Below are 12,849 nucleotides of genomic sequence, written 5' to 3'. Positions count from 1 at the left end.
AGGATAAGGTATGAGCGAGATTGAAATTACGGGAGTATTTGAGAACGTACTTGGAATGATTTATTCGGCAAAACAGAAAGCTGAGTATCAGGTTAATTCTACAATTATTGATTTATATTGGTCTATTGGTAAGTATGTTTCAAAACAAATTGATGTAAATGGTTGGGGCAAGTCTACTGTGAAGGCTTTGTCTGAATATATATTGAGTAAAGAACCCGGAATCAGAGGATATTCATCACAAAATATTTGGAGAATGAAACAGTTTTATGAAACTTACAAGGATAAACCAGAACTCTCAAAGCTGTTGAGAGAAAATACATGGTCTAATAATCTGCATATTATCTCTAAAACAAAAAGCTATGAAGAAAAAGAATTTTATCTAAAACTTGCGTCAAAGGAAAAATATAAGGCAAAAGAATTGGCGAGACAGATTGATAGTGGATATTATGAGAGGTTGCTTTTATCTAATGGAAAAGCCCCATCTGCAATCGAAAGTAAAGATATGACAGGTGTTCTTAGGGATATGTATATGTTAGAGTTTCTTGATTTGCCAGAACCATATAAAGAATATGACTTAAAGAAAGCAATTTTGAAAAATATGAAAAAATTTCTTCTTGAATTTGGAAGAGATTTTATTTTCATTGATGAAGAATATCATGTCCAAGTGGGAAATAATGATTACTATGTAGATCTTCTTTTTTATCACAGAGAGTTACAGTGTTTAGTTGCAATTGATTTAAAAATTGATGATTTCAAACCTGAATATATGGGAAAAATGGACTTTTATTTAGAGGTATTGGATAGAGATATTAAGAAGCCTCATGAAAATCCGAGTGTAGGAATGATTCTTTGTAAAAATGCTGATACGGATGTCGTTGAATATTCTTTGAGTAGAAGTTTATCGCAGACAATGATTGCTGAATATAAAACTAAGTTGATTGATAAGAGTATTCTGCAGAGAAAACTAGCTGAGTTATATGATATTGCAGAGGAAGAGGTGAAAAACTCTCAACAGGATTGAGAGTTTTGAAAATGTGAGAAATAGGAGTGTGATGTGATTGGAGAGATTGTTCAATCATCAAACAATAGATGAATTTTTATTAGATATTACAGAAACTGCTGAATATAAAAGCATTAAATATCTTATTTTTTCAATACGGATGAATTATTTACATTATATGGCAATTTCTCGCATTGTAAAATTTGAGATTCCTAAGTATTTAGAAAATTTAATAGGTATAGTTATTGATAAATTTAATGAATCAGGGATTAGCACAGTCGATATGCTTCAATACATGCTGGATAATGACATTAATAATTGGATACATTATTATGCTTATACATTCATAATACCAGTAGCAAAAGGAGAAGAAAATGAAGCCGTAAATGATTTAAGTGAATTATATGCTTTTGTTTTGACGGGTTACATTTTAGACACATTCCTTGAGAAGAGAATAGATATAAAGAATCTTATTGAAGGGCAAGTTTTATCACACAAAACAAACCAGTATGATTTGACGGTGGTTGATGGGGTTGAATTTAAGCGAGATTATTTTGTGTTTGAAGGGATAGCCTATCTGTACAGTATATTAACCAATACAAATACAATGCAGTTTGGGGATACAATGCCAGCGTTTGCAAGAATAATCACTGAGCAGGTAAAAGATGGGAATATTTTATTAAGGCTAGATGAACGATTGGCTTTGCCCATAAATCAGGCAATATCATATTCAACTTTGAATTTTGAAAAGTATAGGGGACCACAGTTCCATTTTAAAGATTCTATTTTAAAAAATCCAAAAACTATAACAATTCATATAGATGAAAACACAGCAGATAAACTTTTATTAGTGATAAAGAAGAAAGTCGATAATAACAGTAAAAAGGACTTTTGGCATATTGAATTGGAGACACTTCCATACAGAGATACAGCGTCAAAGGGAAAGTATTGTATAACTACTTTTTTACACGGTATGTATTATCCAGAGGATGATTGTTTTACACATATTGACTGTACAAAAAATCAATATGAAATGTCGGAATATATAAAGAAATATTCAGAATGTGAACCAGATATACCTGTCGATTTACATACTAAGAGTAACGAACTTCATTATAAGATATGGTGTATAGAAAATGGAAGATACACAAGAGAAGTATGGTATAATTTAATGACAGCATCTTTGAATGAAAAATATAGAACTTTGCTGGATGAGATACTGGTATGAAGTATGAAAATAGTTGTGAACGGATGTGTAAGACATAAATGAAGATGTGTGAGGAGAATCGATTATGTCAGAAAAACGTATAGTATATAAAGTTCCTTCGGAGGTAAAAAATTGTGAGGCGGTACCTAAGAGTAAGAAACTTCTTAGATTTACACTTGATGATGGTACAGAGAATGAAAGGACTATTCTTTCAGGAGTACATGCATTTTACGAGCCGGAGGAACTTGCAGGTAAAACTTTACTTGCAATCGTAAATCTTCCACCACGTTCTATGATGGGAATAGATTCATGTGGTATGCTTCTTTCTGCAATTCACAATGTAAATGGAGAAGAAAAACTGAATCTGGTAATGTTAGATGATGCAATCCCAGCAGGTGCAAAATTGTATTAAGAGTATAAATGTCACATGGTTGTAAATTAGACTTTTTTAGCTATTTTCAGTTATCAAAGTACGGGTTTAGTTTTTTAATCTAAGATAAAAAAATCAAAGTAAAATCACATCTAAAAATATTAAAAATCATTCTTGAAATTCTAACAATCAAATAGAAAAAAGTCTTGTATAATAGTATATTTACTAGAAGGAAAAGCGATAAATATATTCTAACTGCATAAAAAAAACATAAAAACAGTCTCACGATTGTGCAATATGCATAAAAAAAAGACGAAAAATTAGCTAAAAGGCTGAATTGTGAAGAAATGGTGAAAATAGTATTGTAAACGTTTCCGAAAAGTGCTACCATCAGTACATAGGAAACGTTTCCAAACAGATTGTAAGTACAAACAATTATTTGGAAATGACGGAGAACCTAAATAGAAACTTTTAAGAAAAGGAGAAATGAATATGCGTAAGAAATTATTAGGTGTAGCATTGTGTGCAACAATGGTAGCAGGATTATTAGCAGGTTGTGGTAGCAGTTCAAAGAGCGAAAAAACAGGCTCAGATTCAAAGGGTTCAGTTTACTGGTTAAACTTTAAACCTGAAGCAGATGAAGCTTTACAGGGAATTGCAAAGACATATGAGAAAGAAAAAGGAGTAAAGGTAAAAGTAGTTACAGCAGCTTCAGGAAACTACAATTCAACATTGACATCTGAGATGGGTAAGTCAGCAGCTCCAACATTATTTGTTGTTGGTAACCAGGCAGCAGTTAAGACTTGGAATGATTATTGCATCGATCTTAAAGGTACAGATGTTTACAATGAATTAAATACAGATGCATTTAACTTAACAGATGAAAACGGTAAGGTTGCATCAATTGGTTATTGTTATGAAAGTTACGGAATTATTGTAAATAAGAAATTACTTAAGAAAGCAGGACATGAAATTACAGACATTAAGGATTTCGCTTCATTAAAGTCAGTTGCAGAAGATATCCACAAGAGAGCAGACAAGCTTGGATTTGATGCATTTACATCATCAGGCCTTGATGATGCTTCAGCTTGGAGATTTACAGGTCACTTAGCTAACATGCCTTTATTCTATGAAGGAAGAGATGACGGATGGAAGGAAGCCCCTGCAGAAATTAAGGGAACATATTTAGAGAACTTTAAGAATGTTTGGGATTTATACATCAACAACAGCAAATATAAAAAGAATACTTTAGCAACAGGTGGTTACGATGCTGAAGCCGAATTCAAGAAGGGCGAAGCAGTATTCTACCAGAATGGTACATGGGAATATGATGCTTTGAAAAAGTCAATTTCAGATGATGATATGCAGATGATTCCAATTTACTGTGGAGTTGAAGGTGAAGAAAAAGCAGGTCTTTGTTCAGGAACAGAAAACTGTTGGGCAGTTAATGCTAAGGCTTCAGAAGCAGATCAGAAAGCAACACTTGACTTTATGAAATGGTTAGTAACATCAAAAGAAGGAACAAAAGTTATGGCAGAACAGTTTGGTGCAATCCCTTATAAGAATGCAGCAGACAGTGGTAACGTATTCTTAAAGAATGCTAACGATTTACTTGAAGCAGGAAACTACAATGTAGACTGGACATTCAACTACACACCTAACGTAGATGAATGGAGAGCAAGTCTTGTGGCAGCAATGAATAAATATGACGCAGGCGGATCATGGGATGATGTTAAGACAGCATTCGTTCAGGGCTGGGCTGCTCAGTACAAAGCTGCTAACAAATAATAAGATTTTAAATAAGAATAAAATTCATAATTAAACTATTAACACATTGTGGGGCAGGCAGTGCCTGCCCCTTTATTAAAAAATAGAAAATTTTTAGAGTTTCTATTTTGAATAATGATTAGGAGGAGATTGAAGTGAAAGAAAAAAAGAAAAAACATAATGGTGGAACATCTGTTAATTCTAAACTTCTTCGTAAACCTATTCAAAGATGCTTTCTTTTATTTTTGGCACCTACATTTTTAGCATTTTGCATTGGATTTATATATCCTTTCTTGAGAGGTATTTATTTATCATTTTGCAAATTTGTTACAATAGGTGATGCTTCTTTTGTAGGTTTTAGAAATTATATGGACGCATTTCAGGATGCATCGTTTGTACATGCATTTTGGTATACAGCTTTGTATGCAATAGTATCCCTATTTATAATAAATGTGTTAGCTTTCTTAATAGCATATTTATTAACATTGGGGATTAAGGGAGCAAACTTATTCAGAACAGCATTTTTTATGCCTAACCTTATAGGTGGTATTGTTCTTGGTTATATTTGGAGTATGATTTTCAATGGCGTTTTAGGAAAAATTAATACTTCAATTCTTATGGAAACAAGATATGGCTTCTGGGGATTAATTATTCTGATGTGCTGGCAACAGGTAGGATATATGATGATTATCTATATTGCAGGTTTGCAGGCAGTTCCGGGAGAACTAATTGAAGCAGCAAAAATTGATGGTGCAACAAAATGGCAGACATTGACAAGAGTTACAATTCCAAATATTATGCCATCAATTACAATTTGTTTATTCTTAACAATAACAAATGGATTTAAACTTTTTGATCAGAACTTAGCTTTAACAAACGGACAGCCGTTTGAACAGTTAAAGGATGGTTCAGTTATAAAGACAACAGAAATGTTGGCACTTAACATTTACAACACATTTTACGGACAGTCTCTTACAGGTAAGGGAGTTGCCCAGGCGAAAGCCGTTATATTCTTTATCTTAGTTGCAGGTATATCAATTATCCAGCTTAAGGCAACAAGATCTAAGGAGGTGCAGCAGTAATGAACAATGAGAAAACAGTGAATTCAACAATTAAAGATTCTACAGTGAAAGCTACACCGAAAAAGAAAAAAATGAAAGAGACAAGTGAAATTCCATCAAAGCATGGAAAACTGTTGACTACAATAATGACAATTGTAACTTTAGTTTATGTTAGTCCTATATTTATTGTGTTAATGAACTCTTTCAAAGCTAACACCTTTGTAAAAACAGACACATTTGCATGGCCTACTGGTGAGGCGTTAGTAGGTTGGGCAAACTATATCAAAGGTTTTACATTTGGAAATTATCCGTTTTTTAAATCGGTATTATATAGTTTTGTAATTACAGTTTTATCAACAGCGTTAATTCTACTTTGTACATCAATGGCAGCATGGTACATAGCAAGAGTTGACAGCATAGTTTGTAAGATAGTATATTACTTATTTGTATTTTCAATGGTAGTACCATTCCAGATGGTAATGTTCACATTGTCAAATACAGCAGATTCATTGGGACTTAATACACCTTGGACTATTCCGGTTATATATTTAGGATTTGGTGCAGGTATGGCAGTATTTATGTTCACAGGATTTATTAAAGGTTTACCACTTGAGATTGAAGAAGCAGCAGCAATTGATGGATGTGGACCAATCAGAACATTCTTTATTGTTATTGTTCCAATGTTAAAACCAACATTAATATCTGTAGGTATTCTTGAAATTATGTGGATATGGAACGATTACTTACTTCCATATTTGGTTCTTGATCTTGATCAGTACAGAACTATTCCAATTCATATTCAGTACTTACAGGGAAGCTACGGCTCAGTAGATTTAGGTGCAATAATGGCACTTATCATTTTAAGTATTATACCTGTAATATTCTTCTACTTAACATGTCAGAAGCATATTATTAAGGGTGTAGCTGCAGGAGCAGTAAAAGGTTAATAAGATATAATATTAGGAGGGACTATGAGGGCTAGTGGAATTTTATTACCTGTTTCCAGTTTGCCGGGAAAATATGGCATAGGAAGTTTTTCTGAAGAAGCATATAAATTTGTAGATTTTTTGAAAGATTCCAAACAGCAATACTGGCAAATTCTACCTATAGGACCAACAAGTTACGGAGATTCTCCTTATCAGTCATTTTCAACTTATGCAGGGAATCCATACTTTATAAGTTTAGAAGAGCTGATTGAGCAGGGACTGTTAACAGAAAAAGAATGTGACAAGGTGGATTTTGGTGACAAAATTGACAAAGTAGATTATGAAAAGTTGTATAATGGCAGATTTAAACTTTTGAAAAAAGCGTACAAAAGAAGTAATATCCGTGAAAGGGAAGAATTTAAAAAGTTTAAAGATGAAAACCAATATTGGTTAAATGATTATGCAATGTTTATGGCTATAAAGGAAAGATTTAAAGGCCAAAGCTTTGACAACTGGGCAGAAGACATAAAACTCAGATGGGGATACTCAATGGAGTATTATCAGAATGAGCTAAAGGAAGAAATAGAATTTTATGAATTTGTTCAGTATGAATTCTATAGGCAATGGTACAAATTAAAAAAATATGCCAATGATAATGGTGTGAAAATTATTGGAGATATTCCAATATATGTAGCTTATGATAGTGCAGATGTGTGGTCACACCCTGAGTTATTCCAAATAGATGACAAAGGAAAAACTATAGCAGTTGCAGGATGTCCTCCTGATGGCTTTTCAGCAACAGGCCAGTTGTGGGGAAATCCATTATACAAATGGGATTATCATAAACAGACCAACTATGATTGGTGGATAAAAAGAATAGAGCGAAGTGTTCAGCTATATGATGTTGTAAGAATTGATCATTTTAGAGGTTTTGATGAATATTATTCAATACCTGCTAGGGATGAGGATGCAACTAATGGACACTGGGAAAAAGGACCGGGAATAGATTTATTTAATGCTATAAAATATTGTTTAGGTAATGTTAACATTATAGCTGAAGACTTAGGTTATATAACTGATTCAGTAAGACAGCTAGTTAATGATTCAGGATTCCCTAATATGAAAGTTCTTGAGTTTGCATTTGATAGCAGAGATTCTTCAGGTCCAAGAGAGTATTTACCATATAATTATAATAAGAATTGTGTAGTATATACAGGAACTCATGACAATGAAACACTAAAGGGATGGTTAGGTAGCATTGGACCGGAAGAGGTTGAGATGGTCCAAAAATATATTGGCAGAAAAACTGATGATAAAGATGAGCTGGTTGACGAAGTTATTCGTATGGCTCAGGCATCAACAGCCAATACATGTATTATTCCGTTACAGGATTATCTTCATTTGGACAATAAAGCTAGAATGAATCATCCTTCAACTTTAGGCGGAAATTGGTGTTGGAGAGTAAAATCCAGACAGATGACTAAAAAATTATCAGCTACTATTAAAGAACTAACAGTTCTTTATGGCAGAGGATAGAAATAAAATGATAAAAAGCTGCGAAAAAATTTCGCAGTTTTTTACATAATGATATATATATGATAAAATACCAAATTGTGGAATTAAAAAATTTTAGTACATTTAGATGAAAGGGGGAAGACATGGCAGATTTAACAATAAAAGACATAGCGAAAATATGTGGTGTTGGAATTAGCACTGTCTCTCGAGCAATTAATGATGATCCGGGTATTAATCAGAATACCAGAAAAAGAATTTTAAAAGTTATAAAAGAATATAATTACGTGCCTAATAATAGTGCAAGAAATTTAAAAATGACAGAATCTAATACGATAGCACTTTTAATTAAAGGTATAGATAATCAATTCTTTCAGGGGATGTTGAAAAGTTTTGAAGAAGAATTAAAAAAATTAGAGTACACGTTTTTACTTCAAACTGTAGGGGAAGATCAGGATGAGGTAAGTGTAGCAGTACAGCTTGCCAAAGAAAAAAGACTTAAAGGTTTAATTTTCCTTGGAGGTCAGATGGACTATCTTGATACAAGATTAGAAGAAATAGGTGTGCCATATGTGTTATGTACTGTTGCGGTTAATATGATGGCTCCTAAAAGAAACTGTTCTTCAGTCTCTATTGATGACGAAAAAGAAAGTTACAAGGCAGTAGATTATCTTTGCAAGAAAGGTCACAAGAAGATTGCTATAATTTCAGGCAAAAGGGGTGATCAGGCAGTTGGTGGTCTTCGATTGAAAGGTTACAGAGAAGCTTTAGCAGATAATGGAATTGAAGTTAACAAAAATCTTATAAGATATATGAAAGATGACATTCCTGAATACTCAGTAGCTAATGGTTATCAGGTTACAAAGGAATTGTTACAGTCTAAAGAGGAATTTTCTGCACTTTATGCTATTTCTGACTTAACAGCATTTGGTGCGTACAAAGCTATTTCAGAAGCAGGGTGGAAAATACCTGATGACTATTCTGTTTTAGGGTTCGATGGGATTGAAATGTCAAAATATTTTCATCCATCACTTTCCACAATGAAGCAGCCATGTGAACAGATGGTAAAATCATCAATAGAACTGTTAATGAATCTTATAAATGGAAAAGATGAAAAGAAACAGTTGATTTTCCAAGCTGAACTTTTAGAAAGAGATTCCGTAAAAGAAGTATAGAGAGGAAGAAAAAAGTGTTTGGAATAGATAGTAAATTTTATGAAGTGGTATCAAAAATAGCAGATTTGGTAATTTTAAATTTGATATTTGTTTTGTGCTCGTTGCCTATAATTACTATAGGTGCTTCAACAACGGCACTTTACGGAGTGACTAAAAAGATGGCAGGGAACAGAGAAGGTTATATTTTAAAAAATTTTTTTCAATTGTTCAAGGAGAATTTTAGACAGTCAACGGTTATGTGGATTATATTATTAGTAGCAGCAGTGATTCCTACGATAGATTTATATATAATAAATAGTCTTAAAAAAACAGTAATGACAACAGCACTTAAAGGATTAATGCTTGCAGCAGCACTTACCGTTCTGTTCATTTTTTTATACGCCATGGCACTTCAAAGTACATTTGAAAATACTGTAAAGAACACACTTAAAAATGCATTACTTATGGGAATAGGTCATTTTCCATGGACTTTGATAATATTGCTTATAACGTTATTGCCAATTATATTGATTGTTCTGCTGGGAAAGACAGCGGGAAGTGTCGTATATGTAATGTTGTTTATTGGATTTGCCGTATTAGCATATTTAAATTCCTATATATTCAATCATATCTTTAAGAAGTATATGTGACAGATAATCATTGGGAGTGCTGCCAAGGCACTCCTTAAAGTTTTTATCATAATCTAGCCCATCCTTATGTATATGTATTTGCGAGCCTGTAACATGGGTAATATGCTTTCTGTTTATAGTGGCAGTCTGCATAGTATACAAAGGAGATTTCAGACAGGAGCAAACTGCAATAGCAGAATATATGGATAAATCTGTCAGCTTTTATAATTCAGAACTAAAAGAAGAAGGAATTTATAATATTCTGAAAATGGGAATAGCATTTTCAGGTAAAAAAGTAAGCATTAAGGCTAAATAAATATTAATTAAATTCTATTAATGAAATTTATACTTTCTACTACCGGAAGAATGACAAATTAAACAATATATGTTAAAGTATGAACTACAGAGAATGTTAAATGCGGTGGATAATCCATCGGGAAAGGAAAAGAGATCATGTTTGAGTTAAAATTTGCTAACAGCTATAACTATTATTATGAAGATTACAAGCTCGTTCAGGTATACGGACAGAGTCTTATTAATGTGCTCTCGAAAATGGTAAGCAAAAAGCAAAAATCAACATGATAATTATAGATGTCATTAAGACAAAATCATAATTAGAATTTAATTCACCGCTTATCTTTTTGAGAAGATAGGCGGTTTTTTTATTACTACTGGCAAATGAATCAATAAGTATAAGTGGAGGAAAAAAAGATGTGTATATTACCTATTATAGATACAGTGGGAACAGGAATAAGAATTATGAATTTACGAAAACAGTCAGGATTATCTGTTAAGGAGTTACAGAATATATTGGGATTTGCAACTCCTAATGCAATATACAAATGGCAAAATGGTGCGGCAATGCCAACATTGGATAATTTAATTGTATTAGCAGCAGTTTTTAACGTTCCCATTGATGACATTATTGTCACAGATAATAAATTAAATATATCAATAGGTGCATGAAATATTATGTACTAAAAAGAGTGAGTCCTAAGGGACTTATTATGGGCAGGTAAGTCTAGCGGCGAAGACGGCGGACTGTAAATCCGTTACATTAGAAACATCGTTGGTTCGAGTCCAACCCTGCCCACTAGGAAAAAAACAATCAGGTCAGGCAAATGATTGACAAACATATTTAATATATGTACAATTATTCATACCAAAAGGATAGGAAATAAAAGGATGACGAGTTGCTGTATGTGAATGTTGGACTCTCAGGCATTTTTGATTCCTAAAGGTACAATGTGTTTTTTTGTGGGAGTAATATCAGCATGCCAGGAAAAAAAATGTGCCGGGAAAAGACAGTAAGCAGATTGCACAAAGAGAAAGGATTCACAGAAATCCAAACAGTATCAGATTGTAGAAGGGGATGTTAAGGGGACGAAAAGGTGTAAATTGCTGTAGGGACAATAAACAGAATAAGCAAAAATTGGTGAAGAGGTGTTAGCAGAGGGCAACATCTCTTTTTTTTGGGGTGAAGGAAAAAAGTCTGCAATAAAAGAAAATATATTATGGTTCAAAAAGCCATCTAAATATGATAAAATTACGGGTGGATTTAATTTGCAAAACAAAAGAGGTTAAGTAAAATGTTTAAAAAAGGTTTTGATAATGAGAAATATCTGACAATGCAGTCAGAACATATTAAGGAAAGAATTGCCCAGTTTGGAAACAAGCTATATTTGGAGTTTGGTGGAAAGTTATTTGATGATTTCCATGCTTCAAGAGTTTTGCCGGGATTTGAGCCGGACTCAAAGCTTCAGATGCTTTTACAGCTTAAGGATCAGGCAGAAATCGTTATAGCAATTAGTGCGGAAGACATTGAAAACAATAAGGTACGTGGAGATTACGGAATTACTTATGATATGGATGTTTTAAGACTTATTGATGAATTTCAGTCAGTGGGATTGTTTGTAGGAAGTGTGTGCCTTACAAAATTTGCAGAGCAGCCGTCAGCCAACCTGTTTATTAAAAGGCTTGATTCCATGAACATTAAGTCATATAAACACTACAAAATTCCAGGATATCCAAGTGATGTAGAGTTTATTGTCAGTGATGAAGGTTACGGAAAGAATGAATATATCGAAACAGAAAGACCACTGGTTGTAGTTACTGCACCGGGGCCGGGAAGCGGAAAGATGGCAGTTTGCCTTTCACAGTTGTATCATGAACATAAAAGAGGTGTAGATGCAGGGTATGCCAAATATGAGACATTTCCTATTTGGAATATTCCTCTTAAACATCCGGTTAATCTGGCATATGAGGCTGCAACAGCAGATTTAAATGATGTAAATATGATTGACCCATTCCACTTAGAAGCCCGTGGCGAAGCGGTTGTAAATTACAATAGAGACTGCGAAATTTTCCCTGTTGTAAATGCAATGTTTGAACTTATTTTTGGGAAAAGTCCTTACAAGTCACCAACAGAAATGGGTGTAAATATGGCAGGAAACTGCATTATAGATGATGAGGCATGTCGTGAAGCTTCAAAACAGGAGATTATCAGAAGATACTACAAGTGCCTTTGCGAAAAGAGACGTAACGGCACAACAAAAGATGACATATGTAAGTTAGAACTTTTAATGAAGCAGGCAGAAATAACTGTGGAAGACAGAAAAGTTACAATTGTTGCTCTTGAAAGGGAGAAGAATGAAAATGGAAATCCGGCAATGGCTATTGAGTTAAGAGACGGAACTATTGTTTCAGGAGGTACAAGTGAGCTTCTTGGTGCGGCTTCTTCAGCTTTGATAAATGCTTTAAAAGTTTTGGCAGGTATAGATAAAGAAGTAAAACTTATTGACCCTAAGGCAATTGACCCGATACAGGATTTGAAGATAAATTACCTTGGAAGCAAAAACCCAAGACTTCATACTGATGAGGTGCTTACGGCATTATCAGCTACAGCGGCAAATAATGAAATTGCCATGAAAGCAATGAAGAAACTTCCATTATTAAAGGGATGCGATGCACATTCAACAGTTTTACTTTCATCAGTTGATGAGCAGATTTTTAAAAAGTTGGGAATCCAGCTTACCTGCGAACCGAAATATGAAGAAGATGAAAGAATGTATCATAAGAATTAATGTTTGAAATGGGAAGAACCCTTCGCACTGTGGTGTGGAGGGCTCTTTTGACGTTAATTAAATAATACAGTATAAATATACATTAAAAAAATAGTAACATTTACATTTATGACCATAAATAAATATATTAAATCAAGAAA

General features: G+C 33.4%; 14 protein-coding genes and 1 tRNA gene. All 15 read left to right on the top strand.

The window, feature by feature from the left end; genetic code table 11:
- The first annotated feature begins 10 nt into the window (after positions 1–10).
- The 15 genes from H8S00_RS00900 (at position 11) to H8S00_RS00835 (ending at position 12,709) form a co-directional block, all read left to right on the top strand.
- Positions 11–1,021 carry a PDDEXK nuclease domain-containing protein gene (locus H8S00_RS00900; RefSeq protein WP_186839799.1) on the top strand — a complete coding sequence of 337 codons (1,011 nt, stop codon included), beginning with the start codon at positions 11–13 and terminating at the stop codon, positions 1,019–1,021.
- Positions 1,022–1,058: 37 nt separating this feature from the next.
- Entirely contained in the window at positions 1,059–2,228 is a 1,170-nt protein-coding gene (locus H8S00_RS00895; RefSeq protein ID WP_186839798.1) for a hypothetical protein, read from the top strand.
- Between the two features lie 64 nt (positions 2,229–2,292).
- The gene (locus H8S00_RS00890) at positions 2,293–2,619 is read left to right on the top strand and encodes a hypothetical protein (RefSeq protein WP_366459144.1); all 327 of its coding nucleotides are present in this window, start codon (positions 2,293–2,295) and stop codon (positions 2,617–2,619) included.
- Positions 2,620–3,069: 450 nt separating this feature from the next.
- The gene (locus H8S00_RS00885) at positions 3,070–4,365 is read left to right on the top strand and encodes an ABC transporter substrate-binding protein (protein ID WP_186839797.1); all 1,296 of its coding nucleotides are present in this window, start codon (positions 3,070–3,072) and stop codon (positions 4,363–4,365) included.
- 134 nt (positions 4,366–4,499) lie between these two features.
- The gene (locus H8S00_RS00880; protein ID WP_118589299.1) at positions 4,500–5,426 is read left to right on the top strand and encodes a carbohydrate ABC transporter permease; all 927 of its coding nucleotides are present in this window, start codon (positions 4,500–4,502) and stop codon (positions 5,424–5,426) included.
- Positions 5,426–6,352, top strand: a complete 927-nt coding sequence (locus tag H8S00_RS00875; protein ID WP_347497897.1) for a carbohydrate ABC transporter permease — start codon at positions 5,426–5,428, stop codon at positions 6,350–6,352. Before H8S00_RS00880 ends, H8S00_RS00875 begins: the two co-directional genes overlap by 1 nt.
- Positions 6,353–6,376: 24 nt before the next feature.
- On the top strand, positions 6,377–7,867 hold the full coding sequence (gene malQ, locus H8S00_RS00870) for a 4-alpha-glucanotransferase (protein WP_186839796.1): 1,491 nt from the start codon (positions 6,377–6,379) through the stop codon (positions 7,865–7,867).
- Positions 7,868–7,989: 122 nt separating this feature from the next.
- Positions 7,990–9,018, top strand: coding sequence for a LacI family DNA-binding transcriptional regulator (locus H8S00_RS00865; protein WP_186839795.1), 1,029 nt, complete (start codon positions 7,990–7,992; stop codon positions 9,016–9,018).
- A gap of 14 nt (positions 9,019–9,032) precedes the next feature.
- A complete protein-coding gene (locus H8S00_RS00860; RefSeq protein WP_158576828.1) occupies positions 9,033–9,647 on the top strand; it encodes a YesL family protein in 615 nt (204 codons plus the stop codon).
- Between the two features lie 118 nt (positions 9,648–9,765).
- Positions 9,766–9,942: a hypothetical protein gene (locus H8S00_RS00855; protein WP_186839794.1), complete on the top strand. Its 177-nt coding sequence runs from the start codon at positions 9,766–9,768 to the stop codon at positions 9,940–9,942.
- A 137-nt stretch (positions 9,943–10,079) separates the two neighbouring features.
- A complete protein-coding gene (locus tag H8S00_RS13910) occupies positions 10,080–10,208 on the top strand; it encodes a hypothetical protein (protein ID WP_279220111.1) in 129 nt (42 codons plus the stop codon).
- A 129-nt stretch (positions 10,209–10,337) separates the two neighbouring features.
- Positions 10,338–10,592 (top strand): helix-turn-helix domain-containing protein, encoded by a 255-nt coding sequence (locus H8S00_RS00850; RefSeq protein ID WP_021951985.1) that lies wholly within the window; start codon positions 10,338–10,340, stop codon positions 10,590–10,592.
- 43 nt (positions 10,593–10,635) lie between these two features.
- A tRNA-Tyr gene (locus tag H8S00_RS00845) sits at positions 10,636–10,719 on the top strand.
- A gap of 350 nt (positions 10,720–11,069) precedes the next feature.
- Positions 11,070–11,210 (top strand): hypothetical protein, encoded by a 141-nt coding sequence (locus H8S00_RS00840; protein WP_186839793.1) that lies wholly within the window; start codon positions 11,070–11,072, stop codon positions 11,208–11,210.
- Positions 11,211–11,215: 5 nt separating this feature from the next.
- Positions 11,216–12,709, top strand: coding sequence for a DUF1846 domain-containing protein (locus H8S00_RS00835; protein WP_021951983.1), 1,494 nt, complete (start codon positions 11,216–11,218; stop codon positions 12,707–12,709).
- Positions 12,710–12,849: the final 140 nt, after the last annotated feature.

Origin of the sequence: Eubacterium segne, from assembly GCF_014287775.1 — a bacterium.
In the GTDB taxonomy this organism is placed as follows: domain Bacteria; phylum Bacillota; class Clostridia; order Lachnospirales; family Lachnospiraceae; genus Eubacterium_G; species Eubacterium_G segne.
Note: the sequence above shows the minus strand (reverse complement) of the source record. Positions and strands in the feature narration are given on the sequence as shown.